This window comes from Cupriavidus necator (assembly GCF_016127575.1).
Classification (GTDB): Bacteria; Pseudomonadota; Gammaproteobacteria; order Burkholderiales; family Burkholderiaceae; genus Cupriavidus; species Cupriavidus necator_D.
In genome coordinates this window covers 462,334-478,399 of sequence record NZ_CP066018.1, presented here as the reverse complement: position 1 = coordinate 478,399, position 16,066 = coordinate 462,334, and the positions used below count along the sequence as shown (strand labels likewise).

General features: G+C 66.1%; 18 protein-coding genes and 3 tRNA genes. 13 read left to right on the top strand and 8 right to left on the bottom strand.

Features of this window, described 5'->3' with window-relative positions:
- The first annotated feature begins 10 nt into the window (after positions 1–10).
- The 4 genes from I6H87_RS02305 to I6H87_RS02290 are packed head-to-tail and all read left to right on the top strand — an operon-like array spanning position 11 to position 3,182.
- Positions 11–943: a glycine betaine ABC transporter substrate-binding protein gene (locus tag I6H87_RS02305; protein ID WP_231881390.1), complete on the top strand. Its 933-nt coding sequence runs from the start codon at positions 11–13 to the stop codon at positions 941–943.
- 10 nt (positions 944–953) lie between these two features.
- Entirely contained in the window at positions 954–1,604 is a 651-nt protein-coding gene (locus I6H87_RS02300; protein ID WP_010809235.1) for an ABC transporter permease, read from the top strand.
- Positions 1,601–2,770 carry an osmoprotectant ABC transporter ATP-binding protein OsmV gene (locus I6H87_RS02295; protein ID WP_011614805.1) on the top strand — a complete coding sequence of 390 codons (1,170 nt, stop codon included), beginning with the start codon at positions 1,601–1,603 and terminating at the stop codon, positions 2,768–2,770. The genes I6H87_RS02300 and I6H87_RS02295 overlap by 4 nt, the downstream gene beginning before the upstream one ends.
- A gap of 40 nt (positions 2,771–2,810) precedes the next feature.
- Positions 2,811–3,182 (top strand): hypothetical protein, encoded by a 372-nt coding sequence (locus I6H87_RS02290; protein WP_010809233.1) that lies wholly within the window; start codon positions 2,811–2,813, stop codon positions 3,180–3,182.
- Between the two features lie 47 nt (positions 3,183–3,229).
- Here I6H87_RS02290 and I6H87_RS02285 read toward each other — a convergent pair.
- A tRNA-Ser gene (locus I6H87_RS02285) sits at positions 3,230–3,319 on the bottom strand.
- 287 nt (positions 3,320–3,606) lie between these two features.
- Here I6H87_RS02285 and I6H87_RS02280 point away from each other — a divergent pair.
- Positions 3,607–4,104, top strand: a complete 498-nt coding sequence (locus I6H87_RS02280) for an outer membrane lipoprotein (RefSeq protein ID WP_010809232.1) — start codon at positions 3,607–3,609, stop codon at positions 4,102–4,104.
- Positions 4,105–4,182: 78 nt separating this feature from the next.
- Here the strand turns inward: I6H87_RS02280 and hemW are convergent, their stop codons facing one another.
- The 5 genes from hemW to I6H87_RS02255 form a co-directional block, all read right to left on the bottom strand.
- The gene (gene hemW / locus I6H87_RS02275) at positions 4,183–5,415 is read right to left on the bottom strand and encodes a radical SAM family heme chaperone HemW (RefSeq protein ID WP_062804639.1); all 1,233 of its coding nucleotides are present in this window, start codon (positions 5,413–5,415) and stop codon (positions 4,183–4,185) included.
- Entirely contained in the window at positions 5,412–6,029 is a 618-nt protein-coding gene (gene rdgB / locus I6H87_RS02270) for an RdgB/HAM1 family non-canonical purine NTP pyrophosphatase (RefSeq protein ID WP_010809230.1), read from the bottom strand. Before rdgB ends, hemW begins: the two co-directional genes overlap by 4 nt.
- A 15-nt stretch (positions 6,030–6,044) precedes the next feature.
- The gene (gene rph / locus I6H87_RS02265; RefSeq protein ID WP_010809229.1) at positions 6,045–6,764 is read right to left on the bottom strand and encodes a ribonuclease PH; all 720 of its coding nucleotides are present in this window, start codon (positions 6,762–6,764) and stop codon (positions 6,045–6,047) included.
- Between the two features lie 82 nt (positions 6,765–6,846).
- Positions 6,847–7,761: a PP2C family protein-serine/threonine phosphatase gene (locus I6H87_RS02260; RefSeq protein ID WP_011614807.1), complete on the bottom strand. Its 915-nt coding sequence runs from the start codon at positions 7,759–7,761 to the stop codon at positions 6,847–6,849.
- Between the two features lie 56 nt (positions 7,762–7,817).
- Positions 7,818–8,864, bottom strand: a complete 1,047-nt coding sequence (locus tag I6H87_RS02255; protein WP_011614808.1) for a serine/threonine protein kinase — start codon at positions 8,862–8,864, stop codon at positions 7,818–7,820.
- A gap of 188 nt (positions 8,865–9,052) precedes the next feature.
- On the opposite strand from I6H87_RS02255, the gene I6H87_RS02250 reads away from it, so the two are divergent.
- From I6H87_RS02250 to I6H87_RS02235, 4 genes are all read left to right on the top strand, one after another.
- A complete protein-coding gene (locus I6H87_RS02250) occupies positions 9,053–9,988 on the top strand; it encodes a YicC/YloC family endoribonuclease (protein ID WP_010809226.1) in 936 nt (311 codons plus the stop codon).
- Positions 9,989–10,019: 31 nt separating this feature from the next.
- Complete coding sequence (gene gmk, locus I6H87_RS02245) at positions 10,020–10,682, top strand: guanylate kinase (protein ID WP_010809225.1); 663 nt, start codon at positions 10,020–10,022, stop codon at positions 10,680–10,682.
- A gap of 105 nt (positions 10,683–10,787) precedes the next feature.
- Entirely contained in the window at positions 10,788–10,991 is a 204-nt protein-coding gene (gene rpoZ, locus I6H87_RS02240; protein ID WP_006578656.1) for a DNA-directed RNA polymerase subunit omega, read from the top strand.
- A 196-nt stretch (positions 10,992–11,187) separates the two neighbouring features.
- Positions 11,188–13,599, top strand: coding sequence for a RelA/SpoT family protein (locus tag I6H87_RS02235; RefSeq protein WP_037024397.1), 2,412 nt, complete (start codon positions 11,188–11,190; stop codon positions 13,597–13,599).
- Between the two features lie 111 nt (positions 13,600–13,710).
- Here the strand turns inward: I6H87_RS02235 and greB are convergent, their stop codons facing one another.
- Positions 13,711–14,274 carry a transcription elongation factor GreB gene (gene greB / locus I6H87_RS02230; protein ID WP_010809223.1) on the bottom strand — a complete coding sequence of 188 codons (564 nt, stop codon included), beginning with the start codon at positions 14,272–14,274 and terminating at the stop codon, positions 13,711–13,713.
- Between the two features lie 156 nt (positions 14,275–14,430).
- On the opposite strand from greB, the gene I6H87_RS02225 reads away from it, so the two are divergent.
- The 4 genes from I6H87_RS02225 (at position 14,431) to I6H87_RS02210 (ending at position 15,546) form a co-directional block, all read left to right on the top strand.
- Positions 14,431–14,507, top strand: a tRNA-Arg gene (locus I6H87_RS02225).
- A 213-nt stretch (positions 14,508–14,720) separates the two neighbouring features.
- A complete protein-coding gene (locus I6H87_RS02220) occupies positions 14,721–14,981 on the top strand; it encodes a hypothetical protein (protein ID WP_010809222.1) in 261 nt (86 codons plus the stop codon).
- Positions 14,982–15,055: 74 nt separating this feature from the next.
- The gene (locus I6H87_RS02215; RefSeq protein WP_231881391.1) at positions 15,056–15,379 is read left to right on the top strand and encodes a hypothetical protein; all 324 of its coding nucleotides are present in this window, start codon (positions 15,056–15,058) and stop codon (positions 15,377–15,379) included.
- A gap of 91 nt (positions 15,380–15,470) precedes the next feature.
- A tRNA-Met gene (locus tag I6H87_RS02210) sits at positions 15,471–15,546 on the top strand.
- Between the two features lie 144 nt (positions 15,547–15,690).
- On the opposite strand, the gene I6H87_RS02205 is transcribed toward I6H87_RS02210, so the two are convergent.
- Positions 15,691–15,972, bottom strand: coding sequence for a hypothetical protein (locus I6H87_RS02205; protein ID WP_010809220.1), 282 nt, complete (start codon positions 15,970–15,972; stop codon positions 15,691–15,693).
- Between the last annotated feature and the right edge of the window lie 94 nt (positions 15,973–16,066).

Genomic DNA, 16,066 nt, shown 5'->3' with positions numbered 1-16,066 from the left:
GGAAAACCAGATGCAATTCATCCGCCGCCGTGCCCGGCGCGTCGCCCTGGTGGTGGCTGCCGTCACCGCTTTTGCGGCGGGGCTGGCGCTGGCCACTGCGCCTGAAGCGCGTGCAGAGGCCACGCCGATCCGCGTGGGCGGCAAGAACTTCACCGAGCAGCTGCTGCTGTCGTCGATGACTTCGAAATACCTGCGCGCCAAGGGCCTCACCACCGAACTGACCGCCGGCCTGGGCAGCACGCTGATGCGCCAGGCGATGGAGAGCAACCAGCTCGACGTGGTGTGGGACTACACCGGCACCGCGCTGATCGTGTTCAACAAGGTCCAGGAAAAACTCGGCGCCAGGGAAAGCTACGAGCGCGTCAAGCAGATGGACGGCGCGCGCGGGCTGGTGTGGCTCGATGCCTCGAACATCAACAACACCTATGCGCTGGCGATGCCAAAGGAACGCGCGGCCAGCGGCGTGACCACGCTGTCGGGCTTTGCCGAGCAGATGCGCCGCGCCGGCTCCGACGCCAGCCACCCGTTCGCGGTCGACATGGAATTCGCTGCGCGCCCGGACGGCCTGGAGCCGCTCAAGGCGCTGTACAAGCTGCCGTTCTCGCGCCGCGACGTGATCCAGCTCGACCCGGGCCTGGTCTACACCGCACTGAAGAACAACCAGGTGGAGCTGGGCCTGGTCTATGCGACCGACGGCCGCGTCAAGGGCTTCGACCTGGTGCTGCTGGAAGACGACCTGCACTTCTTCCCGCCGTACAACGCGGTGCCGGTGGTGCGCAAGCCGGTGCTCGACAAGCATCCGGAACTGGCCGGCCTGCTCAATGCACTCGCTGCCAAGCTCGACAACGAGAGCATGACCGACATGAACTACAAGGTGGACATCGGCCAGCAGCCGGTGGACAAGGTCGCGGAGGACTTCCTGCGCAGCCACGGACTGATCTGAGGGAGGCCGCATGGACTTGTTCTCTTACCTGCAGCACAGCTGGCCCACGCTGCTGAAAATGACCGGCGAGCACCTGGCGCTGGTGGGCTCGGCAGTGGGGCTGGCGATCCTGATCGGGGTGCCAATGGGCATCGTGATCACGCGCTTCCGCGCGCTGGCCACGCCGCTGCTGGCGCTGGCGACGATCGTGCTGACGCTGCCGTCGATCGCGCTGTTCGGGCTGATGATCCCGATCTTCGCGCGCTTCGGCCATGCGCTCGGCTACGTGCCCGCGGTGACGGCGGTGTTCCTGTACTCGCTGCTGCCGATCATGCGCAACACCTACACCGCGCTGGCCAATGTCGACCCCGGCATCCAGGAAGCGGGGCGCGGCATCGGCATGACCGCCTGGCAACGCATGCGGCTGGTGGACCTGCCGCTGGCGGTGCCGGTGATCCTCGGCGGCGTGCGTACCGCCGTGGTGATGAATATCGGGGTTGCCACCATTGCCGCCATCATCGGCGCGGGTGGCCTTGGGGTGCTGATCCTGCAGGCGATCAGCCAGAGCAACATGAGCAAGCTGGCCGTGGGCGCGGTCCTGGTCAGCCTGCTCGCCATCGTGGCGGACGCCTTCCTGCAGTGGTTGCAGCGGGCACTGACGCCAAAGGGAATCCGCATATGATCGAACTCGACCAACTCACCAAGTCCTTCCCGCAGAAAGACGGCACCGAAACGCGCGCCGTCGACACCGTGTCGCTGACGGTGCCGCGCGGCGAGATCTGCGTCTTCCTCGGCCCCTCGGGCTGCGGCAAGACCACCACGCTGAAGATGATCAACCGGCTGATCGAGCCGACCTCGGGCACGGTGCGCATCGAGGGCGAGGATACGCGCGGCCTTGACGGCGTGACCCTGCGCCGCAAGATCGGCTACGTAATTCAGCAGATCGGCCTGTTCCCCAACATGACCATCGAAGAGAACATCATGGTGGTGCCGCGCCTGCTCGGCTGGGACAAGAAGCAATGCCGCGAGCGCGCGCGCGAGCTGATGGCGATGGTGCAGCTCGATCCCAACCGGCTGCTGAAGCGCTATCCGCGCGAGCTCTCCGGCGGGCAGCAGCAGCGCATCGGCGTGATCCGCGCGCTGGCGGCCGACGCGCCGCTGCTGCTGATGGACGAGCCCTTCGGCGCGGTCGACCCGATCAACCGCGAGAGCATCCAGAACGAATTCCTGCAGATGCAGCGCCAGCTCGGCAAGACCGTGATCATGGTCTCGCACGATATCGACGAAGCGATCAAGCTGGCCGACAAGGTGGCGGTGTTCCGCCGCGGCAAGCTGGTGCAGTTCGACCATCCCGACGCGCTGCTGGCGCATCCGGCCGATGAGTTCGTGCAGGCCTTCGTCGGACATGACAACACCCTCAAGCGACTGCTGCTGGTGCGCGCCGGCGACGCCGCCACCATGCCGCCGAGCTGCCGCCCCGACATGCCGCTGGCCGAAGCGCTGGGCGTGATGGACGATGCCGACGTGCGCCACCTGCCGGTGGTGGACGACGCCCAGGTCGCGCTGGGCTACGTCACGCGCCGCGATGCGCGATCCGGCAAGGGGCAGTGCAGCGACGTGATGCGCCCGTTCGCCGTCACCGCGGCCTTCGACGAGCACCTGCGCATCGTGCTGTCGCGCATGTACCAGCACAACACCAGCTGGCTGCCGGTGATGGGCGCGGACGGCGCCTACCTGGGCGAGGTCACGCAGGAATCGATCGCAGGGTACCTGAGCTCGGGACGTTCGCGCGGGCAGGCCGGGGTGCTGGCCGCCTCCGCTTCCGCGCCGCTGCGGGCGGCGGCCTGAGCCAGCGGCAGGGCGGCGGCATCCGCGCTATGCTAGGTGCATGCTCCGCTATTGCCGCTCGCCCTTGTGCCTGGTCGTCGAAACCCGCTGGCTGATACCGCGCGGGTTTGACGGCTTCACGCCCGGTCCGCTGATCCTGCTGCGCCCCGGCGCCAGCCAGGCGCTGATCGAGCATGAGAAGGTGCATGTGCGCCAGTTCTGGCGCAGCTGGGGCCTGATGGGCGTGCTCTACCTGGCCAGCCGGCGCTGGCGCCTGCGCTATGAAGTGGAGGCCTACCGCGAACAATTGCGGCACAGCCCGCCGGGCGCGGCGCATGGCCTGGCGCGCGTGCTGGCGTGCAAGTACCGGCTCAGGATTTCAGAAGCCGAGGCGTACCGTCTGCTGACGCAAGACCTGCACGGCGATCTCTAATGAAGAACGGCCCGCACCAGTTACTGGTGCGGGCCGTTTCTCTTGTCTGGCGGAAGCGGTGAGATTCGAACTCACGGATGGGTCACCCCATCGGCAGTTTTCAAGACTGCTGCCTTAAACCACTCGGCCACGCTTCCTGGAAGTGCGGGCATTGTAGCGCGAAAGGGCATGGGCCCGGCGCGCTGCCGCCTGCAGACCCGACGGTCAGGCCGCGCATTATACAAGGCTCGCGTGGATCGATGGTGGTCTTGTGTTGCGGCACGCAAGCGCGCGTAAACTTCCTGCCACATCCGCTGCCGCGGATGTCGGCGTCTGTCTGACATTACGGAACCTTCACACGCCGGCATCGCTCATATTGTCGTGCCGGATGGCGCGGTGTGTGCCGCATCCCCGGCTTTCGCCTGGCAACAGAGGAGAACTCAAAATGCGAATCCATAGCAAGAAATGGCTGATCGTTCCGGTGGCTGCAGCGGCTGTGCTGGCCGGTTGTGCCGCTCCGTATGACAGCGGCTACAACACCGGCTACAACGCCCCGCCTCCGGGGTACCAGACTCCCAACACCTCGCAGGCCCCGGCTGGCGCGGTGTACTACGGCCGCGTGGAATCGATTGAACCGATCACCAGTACGCAAGGCAGCTCGGGCCTGCTCGGCACCGTGATCGGCGGTGCGGCCGGTGGCCTGCTGGGCCACCAGATCGGCGGCGGACGCGGGCAGACCGCGGCGACCATCGGCGGTGCCGTGGTCGGCGCCGTGGCCGGCAACCAGATCGAGAAGCGCGCGGGCAGCAACACCCAGACCGCGTACCGCGTCAACGTGCGCCTGGATGATGGCCGCATCGCCACGGTGACCCAGTCGAGCCTGGGCAACCTGCAGGTGGGCATGCGCGCACGCGTGGCCAATGACATGGCAACGCCGTACTGACATGCCAGCCTGACGTTTGCCAGCATGTAAAAGGCCACGCATCGCGTGGCTTTTTTTTGTACCGGTGCCCGTCGGCGCTCAGTCCTTCAGGAACATCTCCTGCAGGTCGTTGAGGAAGCGCCGGCCCAGCTCGGTGGCGCGGATGGTGGTCAGGTCCGCTTCCAGCAGCCCCTTCTTTTCCGCCTCGGCCAGCTGCTTGCTGATGGTATGCAGCGGCAGCCCGGTGTAGTCGTGGAAGCTCGATGCCGGCACGCCGTCGGTCAGGCGCAGCGCGTTGAGCATGAACTCGAACGGCAGCTCGTCGGCGCCGACATCGCGCGCTTCCTGCACGGCATTGCCGGCCAGCGCCCGCTCCATGTAGGTGGCCGGATGCTTGTGCCGCATCTGGCGCAGTATCCGATGCGGGAACGACAGCTTGCCGTGCGCGCCGGCGCCGATGCCGAGGTAGTCGCCGAAGCGCCAGTAGTTCAGGTTGTGGCGCGCCTCGCGATGCGGCTTTGCGTACGCAGAGGTTTCGTAGTGCCGGTAGCCGGCCTGAGCGGTGCGCGCTTCGATCCAGTCCTGCATCTCGTACGCGCTGTCGTCGTCCGGCAGCGCCGGCGGGAATTTGGCGAAGAGGGTGTTGGGCTCCAGCGTCAGGTGGTACAGCGACAGGTGCGTGGTGCCGTACGACAGCGCGGCTTCCACATCCTGCCGGCATTCATCCAGCGTCTGGCCGGGCAGGGCGTACATCAGGTCCAGGTTGATGTTGTCGAAGCTGGCCTGGGCGATGTCGATCGCCTTGCGCGCTTCGGCACCGCCGTGGATGCGCCCGAGCGCCTGGAGGTGCCGGTCGTTGAAGCTCTGGATGCCGATCGACAGCCGGTTGATGCCGCTGGCGCGGTAGCTGGCGAACTTGTCGGCCTCGAAGGTGCCGGGGTTGGCCTCCATCGTGATCTCGGCGTCGGCATCCAGCGGCAGCAGCGCGCGGATATCCGACAGCAGCCGGTCCATGCCTGCCGCCGACAGCAGGCTGGGCGTGCCGCCGCCGATAAAGACCGTATGCACCGGCCGGCCCCACACCAGCGGCAGCGACTGCTCCAGGTCCGCGCGCAGCGCGTCCAGGTAGATGTCTTCCGGGATCTCGTGGTTGTCGGCGCCGGGTGCGGCGTGCGAGTTGAAATCGCAATACGGGCACTTGCGCACGCACCACGGGATATGCACGTACAGCGACAGCGGCGGCGAGCCGGGCAGGCTGATCTGCCCGGGCTTGAGCCAGAGCTGCTTGCTGTCCACGGGCACGGACGCGGAGACCGGTACGATCGGGATCATCGGGTGGCGCTTTGCGCGGCATCGGCCTGCAGCCGTGCCACCAGTGCGCGCAGCGCCTGGGCCCGGTGGCTGACCGTGTTCTTCTCTTCGGGCGATAGCTCGGCGGCGGTCTTGCCCAGGTGCGGCAGCAGGAAGTGCGGGTCGTAGCCAAAGCCGCCCGCGCCGCGCGGCGCGTCGACGACCTCGCCGTGCCAGAGGCCTTCGGCAATGATCGGGCAGGGGTCTTCGGCATGGCGCACGAACACCAGCACGCAGTAGTAGTGCGCGTGGCGGTTCAGCTTGCCGGCCAGTTGCGAGACCAGGTGCGCATTGTTGGCGGCATCCGACCTGGCCTGCCCGGCCATCTGCGCATAGCGCGCGGAATAGACGCCGGGCGCGCCGTCCAGCGCCTGCACGCAGATGCCGGAATCGTCGGCCAGCGCGGGCAGCCCGGCCAGCCGGCTGGCATGGCGGGCCTTGGCCAGCGCGTTCTCGACGAAGGTGGCAAAGGGCTCTTCGGCCTCGGGAATGCCCAGTTCGCCCTGGGGCACCACGTCAAAGCCGAGCGGGGCCAGCAGCGCGCCGAATTCGCGCAGCTTGCCGGCGTTGTTGGAAGCCAGTACCAGGCGTTGCATCGCGGGTCCCGCTGCTCAGGCCAGGCCGAGCGCTTCGCGCTGGTGCTGCACCAGGCGGGCGATGCCGGCTTCGGCCAGGCGCGTCATGGCGTCCAGGTCGGCGCGGCTGAACGGTGCGCCTTCGGCGGTGCCCTGCACCTCGACAAAGCCGCCGCTGCCGGTCATGACCACGTTCATGTCGGTGTCGCAGCTGCTGTCCTCGGCGTAGTCCAGGTCCAGCACCGGCACGCCGTCGACCATGCCGACCGAGACCGCGGCAACATGGTCGCGGATCGGGCTGGCCGCGATCAGGCCGTCGCGCAGCATGGTCGAAACCGCGTCATGGGCGGCGACAAAGGCGCCCGTAATGGCCGCGGTGCGGGTGCCGCCGTCGGCCTGCAGCACGTCGCAGTCCAGGTGGACGGTGTATTCACCCAGCGCCGCCAGGTCGAACACCGAGCGCATGGCGCGGCCGATCAGGCGCTGGATTTCCTGGGTGCGGCCGGTCTGCTTGCCGCGCGCGGCCTCGCGGTCAGAGCGGGTATGCGTGGCGCGCGGCAGCATGCCGTATTCGGCCGTGACCCAGCCTTCGCCGCTGCCCTTCTTGTGCGGCGGCACCTTGGCCAGCACGCTGGCGGTGCAAAGCACCTTGGTGTCGCCAAAGGCACACAGGACAGAGCCTTCGGCGTGGCGGGTGTAGTGGCGGGTAAGGCTGATGGAACGCAGCGCATCGGCTGCGCGGCCGCTGGGTCGCATGGGATGGTTTGTCCGAATCGGGGAGAGACCGCGATTCTAACGCCGCCAGCCCTTGAGCGCCGCATCGCACGCGGGGAGGGCATTACCGCATCAGGTTGCTGGTCTTGTCGATGGCGGCGCGGATCTCTGCGATCGAGCGCTCGATCTCCTCTTCGGACAGCAGGTCGCTGTCAGTGCCGGTGCGCTCCAGGATCGAGGTGGTGAAGGCGTTCAGCGGCAGGGTGTCGGTCATGACCGAATCCTGCCCCGCCGCATTGCTGTCCAGTTCCCACATCATGGCGATGCCGGTGGTGTTGTCGGCACCTTCGCCGGCGTTCTGCAGCGCCTGCTCGATCAGCGCCGGCACCGCCTGCACCACCGACAGGCGCGACAGCTTGTCCACCAGCGCGGGCTCTTCGAGCGCGCCCCACAGGCCGTCGGAGCAGAGCAGGGCCACGTCGCCCGGCTCCAGCCGCACCGGGCCGCCCAGGTCGATCAGCGGCAGGTTGGGCGAGCCCAGGCAGTTGTAGAGCTTGTTGCGCTCCGGGTGGTTGGCCACATGCATCGGCAGCACGCGTTCCTGCTGCAGCAGGTTCTCGATCTTGGAGTGGTCGCGCGTGCGCGTCAGCAGCCGGCCCTTGCGCAGCAGGTAATAGCGCGAGTCGCCGGCATGGGCCCAGTAGATCTGGCCCTGCTGCACAAGGCAGCAGACCACCGTGGTGCGCGGCACGTCCGCCATCTGGTTGGCCTCGGCATAGCGGTGGATCTCGCGGTGGGCCAGCATGATGGTGTCCTGCAGGAACTCGGCCGGGTTGCGCACCGTGGGCCGCGCCTGCACCTGGAACTGGCGCGCCAGCGTCTGCAGCGCCTGCTGCGCGGCGACCTCGCCGTGCGCATGGCCGCCCAGGCCGTCGGCCAGCACCATCAGCAGCGCGTCGCGCGTGAAGCAATAGCCCATGCGGTCCTGGTTGACGCGGCGGCCGCCTTTCCTGCTTTCCTGGTAGACAGAGAATCGCATGTTGGCTTTCAGGGAATTCAGTGGACTGGCCGCAAGCGGGGCGCCAGATTTGTGATTCAGTCGACGCTCGCGCCGGGGACGGGTTCGTCACGCCGGCGCAGCAGGGTCAGGAAGCGCGAGGTCGCCGCGGGCCGCTCCGCCGGCGCCAGGGCCGGGGCTTGCGTCTGCGGCGCCAGCGCCTGTTCGCCGAGGGCGTTGGTCTGCTCGCGCAACTCCTTCTGCAGCCGGAACACGCTCTGCGGGCGCTCGGCCGGCGTCAGCCGCAGGCACCATTCGACCAGGTCCACCAGCCCGTTGGTGTAGCTGCTGCGCAGCCGCGCCAGGGCATCGCCCATGCGGTCTTCCTTTTCACGCTGGTTGGCTTCCTGCGGCGGCATGCCGGCCATGCAGGCATAGAGCGTGGCGCCCAGGCTGTAGACATCGGTCCACGGGCCCAGGTCGGAATGCTTGCCATAGAGCTCGGGCGCGGCAAAGCCGGGGGTGTACATCGGCTGGAAGCGGGCCGCTTCCATCGTCAGGGTCTGCCGCGCGGCGCCAAAATCCAGCAGGATCGGGGATTCGTCCTCGCGCAGGTAGATGTTGCCGGGCTTGATGTCCAGGTGCAGCAGCTTGTGGATATGGACCTCGCGCAGGCCGCTCATCAGGTCGTGGAAGACCTTGCGCATGAAATGCTCGCGCAGCACCTTGGGGCCGCCTTGCTGCCGGGCGGCCAGCACGTGCTCCTGCAGCGTCTTGCCGAGCTCGTAGTTCATCACCATGTAGACGGTGGAGTTCTCGCGGAAGAAATTCACCACGCGCACCACGCTGGGATGGGAGATGCGGGCCAGCGAGCGGCCCTCTTCAAAGAAGTACTTCAGGCCCAGCCGGAACGCGGCGGCGTTTTCCTCGGGCACCACGGGGATCAGTTCGCCCGGGTTGCGCCGCGCCAGCGACGCCGGCAGGTATTCCTTGATGGCAACCGGTGCGCCGGTATCGTCGGTGGCCAGGTAGACGAAACTGAACCCCCCGCTGGCCAACTTCTTTACAATACGATAGTTGGACAACAGCGTGCCGACGGGCAGCGGTGCACTCTTCGGTTGTGTCGTGCCCTTTGGCTCTGTCATGGGAATAGGGACCTGATTTGCCTCCGGATTGTCCGGGCTAATCGGTCACTTGTAAAGAACACAAATAAGGGCATTGTTGCCCTCCTTTCAACGTATTGAGAGCTCCCCGGAATCCCGTACGGGGCGCTCGAGGCGGGACCCGCCGGTCGCCAGCAGCCCGGGGCCGCCGCCATTCACGAGAACATCCAATGATCCACAGCATGACAGGCTATGGCCTGGCGACGCGCCAGGCGCCATTGACCAACGCGCAAGGCGAGCCCAGCGGGCGCTCCGCGTCCGTTTCGGTGGAATTCCGCACTGTCAATTCGCGTTTCCTCGACCTGTTGTTCCGGGCCCCGGAAGAGTGCCGCGCGTTCGAGCCGGCCCTGCGTGAGATGCTGATGGCGGAGCTGTCGCGCGGCAAGCTGGAGTGCCGCATCAACCTGCAGCGCACCGACACCGGCGGCGCCACCCTGGCCCTCAATGAGGGGCTGCTGGCGCAGATCCGCGCGCTGGAAACCACCGTCGCCGCCACCTTCGCCAGCGCCGGCACCCTGCGCATGGGCGAGATCCTGCGCTGGCCGGGCGTGCTGGTCGAGCCGGAACTGTCGCAGGAGGCACTGCGCGAGGCGGTGCTGGGCGCCGCGCGCGAGGCGCTGGACCAGCTGCTGGAAGCCCGCCGCCGCGAAGGCGACGCGCTCAAGGCGACGCTGATGGAGCGCATCGACGCCATGCTGGCGATCGTCGAGCGCCTGACGCCGACCATCCCGCAGCTGATCGCGCACCACCAGGAAAAGCTGACCGAGCGCCTGCAGGAAGCCTTCAACCTGGCCGCGCCCACCGGCATGCCGTCGATGAGCCGCGACGAGATCGCCGAGCGCATCCGCCAGGAAGCCACCGTCTACGGCATCCGCATCGACATCGCCGAAGAGCTGTCGCGGCTGCAGGCGCACCTGAACGAGACCCGGCATATCCTGAAGAAGGGCGGCCAGGCCGGCAAGCGCCTGGACTTCATGATGCAGGAGCTCAACCGCGAGGCCAACACGCTTGGCTCCAAGGCCGCCGCCAAGGAACTGGCCGATGCCTCGATGGAGCTCAAGCTGCTGATCGAGCAGATGCGCGAACAGGTCCAGAATCTCGAATAAAGACAGCCTCAGGAATCACCAAAGAATCATCATGAGCCCAACGCCTCAATCCGCGCCACACACTGCCATCGATACCGTCTACCCCGGCAACCTCTTCATGGTGGTGGCGCCGTCAGGAGCCGGCAAGTCGACGCTGGTCAACAAGTTGCTGTCGCAGGACCCGGCCATCCGCCTGTCGATCTCGCACACCACGCGCGCCCCGCGCCCGGGCGAGCAGGACGGGCGCGAGTACCACTTCGTCACGGTCGACGCGTTCCGCGCCGCGCGCGACCGCGGCGACTTCCTGGAATGGGCCGAGGTCCACGGCAACTACTATGCGACCTCGCGCGTGTGGATCGAGCAGCAGATGGCGCAGGGCAACGACGTGCTGCTGGAAATCGACTGGCAGGGCGCGCAGCAGGTGCACCAGCGCTTTTCCAACGCGGTCGAGATCTTCATCCTGCCGCCGTCGCTGACGGCGCTGGAAGAGCGCCTGAAAAAACGCGGCCAGGACGAGCCCAATGTGATCGTGCGCCGGCTGCTGGCGGCGGGCAGTGAAATGGCCCACGCCTCGGAGTCGGACTACGTCATCATCAATGAGGTCTTCGACGATGCTCTGGAGCAGTTGCGCAACGTGATCAGCGCCACGCGGCTGCGGTTTTCCTCGCAGAAAGCACGGCATACGGAGCTGTTTATCGAGCTGGGCATCCACTGAGCCGATGCCTGCCGATGACAGCCGCGCGGGGCGCCGCCGGCGTTTTCCGCCGCGTGCTGTAAAATAGCAACCCAACGTAAGGTTTTGTCCCAAGGTGGATTTGATATGGCGCGTATTACCGTCGAAGATTGTCTGAAACACATTCCGAATCGCTTCGAGCTCGCGCTGGCGGCCACGTATCGTGCCCGTCAGCTGGTGCAGGGCCACACGCCCAAAGTCGAAGCAAAGGACAAGCCGACCGTGGTGGCACTGCGCGAGATCGCGTCGGGCCAGGTCGGCATCGAGATGCTGAAGAAGGTCCCGACCTGATTGGTCAGGCGGCCCATGGCTTATCCTCGCATCGTGCCAGCACGTATCCAGCCGGATTCCAGGGGCCGCCGCCATGCCTTCGCCGCATTCGCCCTCCAAGCCTCCCTCCCAGCCGTCGCCGACTGCCGTGGCGCCGGCGCTTGGCGATGCGGCCCCGCCTACGGCGCCTAAGCGCACCATTCCGGGCCAGCCCTCCGTGAACGCGCGCACCGGCGCTCCCAATCTTCCCGATCCGCTCGGCGACGATGTCGTCGGCGAGCGTGCCGTCGCGCCCGCGCTGGCGCCGGGCAAGTCCAGGGGCGCGGCGCTGCAGGACGAGCTGGCCGCGATGCAGGATGTGGCGCCGGCGGCTGACAGCCTGTTTATCGACGCAGTGCTGGCGCAGTCATACCGGCACTTCTTCGGCCCGACCTCGCAGCCGGCGGTGCCGCCGCGCCAGCAGGTCATCTCCATCACCCGGCTGATGGAGAAACTCGCGTACCTGAAGGCGCCCGACCTGGCGCGCGTGCGCGAGGCCTTCCAGTTTTCCGACGAAGCCCACCTGGGCCAGTACCGCCAGAGCGGTGAGCCCTACATCACCCATCCGGTGGCGGTGGCCGAGCTGTGCGCGGACTGGAAGCTGGATGTGCAGTCCATCATGGCGGCGCTGCTGCACGACGTGATGGAAGACCAGGGCATCACCAAGAGCGAGCTGGTCGAGAAATTCGGCCCCAAGGTCGCCGAACTGGTCGACGGCCTGACCAAATTGGACAAGCTCGAATTCCAGAGCCGCGAGCAGGCGCAGGCGGAGAGCTTCCGCAAGATGCTGCTGGCGATGGCGCGCGACGTGCGCGTGATCCTGGTGAAGCTGGCCGACCGTACGCACAACATGCGCACGCTCGACTTCGTCCCGCCGGAGAAGCGCCGCCGCATCGCGCTGGAGACCATGGAGATCTATGCGCCGATCGCGCACCGTCTCGGTCTCAACACGATCTACCGCGAGCTGCAGGAGCTGTCCTTCAAGGTCGGCTCGCCGTTCCGCTACGCCACGCTGGAAAAAGCCGTCAAGGCCGCGCGCGGCAACCGCCGCGAGGTGGTCAAGCGTATCCTGGAAGCCGCGCAGAAGGGGCTGGCCGACGCCGGCATCGTGGCCGAACTGTCCGGGCGCGAGAAAACGCTCTACAGCATCTACCGCAAGATGCACGACAAGCAGCTGTCGTTCTCGCAGGTGCTGGACGTATATGGTTTCCGCGTGGTGGTGGAAACGCAGATGCACTGCTACATGGCGATGGGCGCGCTGCATGGGCTGTACAAGCCCATGCCCGGCAAGTTCAAGGACTACATCGCCATCCCCAAGATCAACGGCTACCAGTCGCTGCACACCACGCTGGTGGGTCCGTTCGGCACGCCGGTGGAGTTCCAGATCCGCACGCGCGACATGCACCAGATCGCCGAGGCCGGCGTGGCCGCGCACTGGATGTACAAGCACCAGGCCGATCACGCCAACGATATCCAGCAGCAGGCGCACCAGTGGCTGCAGTCGCTGCTCGATATCCAGAGCCAGACCGGCGATTCGCAGGAATTCCTCGAGCACGTCAAGATCGACCTGTTCCCGGATGCGGTCTACGTGTTCACGCCCAAGGGCCATATCCGCGCGCTGCCGCGCGGCGCCACCGCGCTGGACTTTGCCTACGCGGTGCACAGCGACCTGGGCAACCAGTGCGTCGCGGTCAAGATCAACAACGAGATGTTGCCGCTGCGCACCGAGCTCAAGAGCGGCGATATCGTCGAGGTGGTGACGGCGCCGTACTCCAAGCCCAATCCGGCGTGGCTGTCGTTCGTGCGCACCGGCAAGGCGCGCGCGGCGATCCGCCACTACCTGAAGACCACCAAGCTCGACGAAGCCATCCAGCTTGGCGAGCGCCTGCTGGAACAGTCGGCGCGCCAGCTCGGCTTCGAGCTCAAGGCGGTGCCGCAGTCGGTGTGGGACCGCATGGTGCAGTGGACCGGCAACAAGCAGCGCGAAGACATCTTTGCCGACCTGGCACTGGGCCGGCGCGTGCCGGCGGTGGTGGCCAAGCGCATGGAGATCCTGCTCCAGGAGCTGTCCGGCGATGTCGACAGCGCGCTGCTGGCGGCGGTGCAGACCTTCGCCGGCGAAGAAGCGCCCGCGGTGCCGATCACCGGCGACGAAGGCATGTCGATGATCTTCTCGGCGTGCTGCCGCCCGATCCCGGGCGACTCCATCGTTGGCTACCTGGGCAAGGGCGAAGGGCTGCAGATCCACGTGCAGGACTGCAAGATCGCCAAGCGCCTGCACAGCAAGGATCCGGAGCACTGGATCGACGTGATGTGGGCCAAGAAGACCACGCGCGCCTTCGACGTGTCGATCAAGGTGATGGTGCGCAACGTCAAGGGCATCGTTGCGCGCGTGGCTGCCGACCTGACCGCCGCCGACGCCAACGTCGCGCACGTGGCCATGGAGCAGCAGGACGCCGGCCACCAGGAAGCCACCTATATGCAGTTTATCATCCAGGTGCAGAACCGCCTGCACCTGGCCAACGTGATGCGCGGGCTGCGCCGCAACCCGGACGTCATCCGGATATTCCGCGACCGCAACGACGGCTAGGAGGCCGTTCTAGGACGGCCCTGGCGTCGTTGTGCGGCCTTGCCGTGCTACTTGTACTGTCTGCGGCCGCACGCCTAGCCAGGGCCGCCCTAAAACGGCCTCCACTCCAGGCTATTGTTTCCGCGACGGGTAGCGGACTTCCAGGATATCGATCTGCTCGACCCCGGCCGGCGTGCGCAGCGCCACGGTGTCGCCCTCGCGCGCCTTGATCAGCGCCTTGGCGATCGGCGAGATCCAGCTCACGTGGTTGCTGTCCAGGTCGACTTCATCCATGCCGACGATGGTGATGGTGGTTTCTTCGCCGGCACGATTGGCGTAGGTGACGGTGGCGCCGAAGAAGATCTGGTCGTTGTCGCCCTGCAGCGACGGGTCGACCACTTCCGCCTTGTCGAGGCGGCGCGTCAGGAAGCGGATGCGGCGGTCGATCTCGCGCAGGCGCTTCTTGCCGTAGAGATAGTCGCCATTCTCCGAGCGGTCGCCATTGGAGGCCGCCCACGACACGATCTGCACTACATCGGGCCGGTCGACGTCGATCAGCTGCATCAGCTCATTGCGCAGGCGGTTGTAGCCTTCGGCGGTGATGTAGTTCTTGGTGCCGGGAGGTAGCGGCGTTGCGCCTTCGGGGAGGTCGTCGTCCTCGTCGCCGGACGACTCTTTGACAAATGCCTTGTTCATGTTCCGGATCACTTCTTGGATCTGTCATTATAGGAAAACGCCACAGGCGAACCTCGCCGGCGGGCATCTGCTGCACCCCTTCCAAAGAAAGATCACAAAAAAGTTGCGAAGGGGCTTCCCAAAAATAAAAACTGGGTTATAATCTTTTTCTCGCGTGCGGCTGTAGCTCAGTTGGATAGAGTACTTGGCTACGAACCAAGGGGTCGTGGGTTCGAATCCTGCCAGCCGCGCCACCTATGCAGAAAGAAGAGGGCTTCCGGAAACGGAAGCCCTTTTTCGTTTCCGTCCTTTCGCCGTCGTGCCGTTCGACTTGCGCGCCGCGGCTACCGTTCCCGCTTTCCGTCTGCACCCACGCAAACCTGCGATTGCTGCGTCACGCCTTGCGGTCGCGCGTGCGGCCTCCTAGGCTCGAATCAGGCACAACCTCGACCCTGGGAGCTGAGCGCATGGAAAACGCAGAGTGGCGCGTTGAAGAGTACCGCGGCATGGATGTCTATGTCCTGGTATCGCCGCACGGGCAGGACAGCATCGGCCGTTGGGGCTATGAAGTCCGCGTGTCGCAGGAAGGCGCCGACCCGGCCGACGCGGGCGATACCGAGTTGCTTGCCAGCGGCCCGCAGCAGTTCGCCACGCGCCATGCGGCGGAGGTGGCTGCCTTCGGCGCGGGCTATGCCCTGGTGGACCGACTGCTCGGGCCCGCCGAATAAGGGTTGCGCGTCATTGTGGTTGGCGCAACGGCTTATATCATGCCGTGATCTATTGCTATTGACGCGGATCATTCTTGATCCTGCGCGGCACTCCTACGCTGGAAATGAAGCGAGCGAAGTCTCGCTCGCCATTGCAGCAGAACGGAGTGCCCCCCGCCATGCCGGAATATGCAGGCTACAAGATCGTCTATGAAGTGATTGCGCTGCCCAGGTCCAAGTGGGCCATCCTGATCGAGATCATGCGCCGCACCGACGGTCAGATTCTCGCGAGGCGGCACAACCCGTTTCCCAACCAGCCGTTCGACACCAAGCTCGAGGCGCTCGAACACGTCAATCGCTATGTCGAAGCCTTGCTTGCAACGCACGAACCGGACGGCAAAGTCAGGCGCATTGCATGATGGCGCGAGGCACGAGCGAACGATTTCATGCGCACGGCAAAATAGCGCTTGCCATGCGCGGATGAATCACCCATAATCCGTCTCCTTCAGACGCGGGGTGGAGCAGTTGGCAGCTCGTCGGGCTCATAACCCGAAGGTCGCAGGTTCAAGTCCTGCCCCCGCAACCAACGCCTTATATCAGTATCCAGCGGCATTCGCCGCAGTCCTTCAAGGCGTTGTTCTCAAGGCCGTCCGGCCTGACTCACTCACTGCTCCGATGTCATTCCGCGCAACCCAAAGGCATGCCTTGCAGCGTTCGTGCGCTGGCACCACTAGGTGCGCACCAGTTCCGCCGCACGCCTGAAGGTATCGCGCACCAGCGGCTGGTCTTCACGCTCCGCGGCGTCGGCATGCTCACGCAGCCGCGTGGCCAGCACCGTCAGTGTTCCGTGCGCCTGCGGCCCGCCCGCGGCCTGGCACTTGGTTACCGCTTCGCGCATCACCGCATCGAGCTCGCCGCTGACATCGGCACCATCGAAGGCGCTCACCGAGAGAGCCGAGATGCGTTCCAGGTAGAGATTGACCAGCGCTTCATCGTGTAGCGGTTCGGACATGTCGGCTCCTTGTCGGTGACGGGGATACAGAACCCATTGTAGTGAAGCCGCCGCCTGCACAGGATCAAACGGTAATGATTCTTGTTCGGGTCCC

Excerpts from the sequence above, each read along its gene's own strand:
- I6H87_RS02305 (WP_231881390.1), top strand. The coding sequence starts at position 11 with ATGCAATTCATCCGCCGCCGTGCCCGGCGCGTCGCCCTGGTGGTGGCT.
- I6H87_RS02300 (WP_010809235.1), top strand. The coding sequence starts at position 954 with ATGGACTTGTTCTCTTACCTGCAGCACAGCTGGCCCACGCTGCTGAAA.
- I6H87_RS02295 (WP_011614805.1), top strand. The coding sequence starts at position 1,601 with ATGATCGAACTCGACCAACTCACCAAGTCCTTCCCGCAGAAAGACGGC.
- I6H87_RS02290 (WP_010809233.1), top strand. The coding sequence starts at position 2,811 with ATGCTCCGCTATTGCCGCTCGCCCTTGTGCCTGGTCGTCGAAACCCGC.
- I6H87_RS02280 (WP_010809232.1), top strand. The coding sequence starts at position 3,607 with ATGCGAATCCATAGCAAGAAATGGCTGATCGTTCCGGTGGCTGCAGCG.
- hemW (WP_062804639.1), bottom strand. The coding sequence starts at position 5,415 with ATGATCCCGATCGTACCGGTCTCCGCGTCCGTGCCCGTGGACAGCAAG.
- rdgB (WP_010809230.1), bottom strand. The coding sequence starts at position 6,029 with ATGCAACGCCTGGTACTGGCTTCCAACAACGCCGGCAAGCTGCGCGAA.
- rph (WP_010809229.1), bottom strand. The coding sequence starts at position 6,764 with ATGCGACCCAGCGGCCGCGCAGCCGATGCGCTGCGTTCCATCAGCCTT.
- I6H87_RS02260 (WP_011614807.1), bottom strand. The coding sequence starts at position 7,761 with ATGCGATTCTCTGTCTACCAGGAAAGCAGGAAAGGCGGCCGCCGCGTC.
- I6H87_RS02255 (WP_011614808.1), bottom strand. The coding sequence starts at position 8,864 with ATGACAGAGCCAAAGGGCACGACACAACCGAAGAGTGCACCGCTGCCC.
- I6H87_RS02250 (WP_010809226.1), top strand. The coding sequence starts at position 9,053 with ATGATCCACAGCATGACAGGCTATGGCCTGGCGACGCGCCAGGCGCCA.
- gmk (WP_010809225.1), top strand. The coding sequence starts at position 10,020 with ATGAGCCCAACGCCTCAATCCGCGCCACACACTGCCATCGATACCGTC.
- rpoZ (WP_006578656.1), top strand. The coding sequence starts at position 10,788 with ATGGCGCGTATTACCGTCGAAGATTGTCTGAAACACATTCCGAATCGC.
- greB (WP_010809223.1), bottom strand. The coding sequence starts at position 14,274 with ATGAACAAGGCATTTGTCAAAGAGTCGTCCGGCGACGAGGACGACGAC.
- I6H87_RS02220 (WP_010809222.1), top strand. The coding sequence starts at position 14,721 with ATGGAAAACGCAGAGTGGCGCGTTGAAGAGTACCGCGGCATGGATGTC.
- I6H87_RS02205 (WP_010809220.1), bottom strand. The coding sequence starts at position 15,972 with ATGTCCGAACCGCTACACGATGAAGCGCTGGTCAATCTCTACCTGGAA.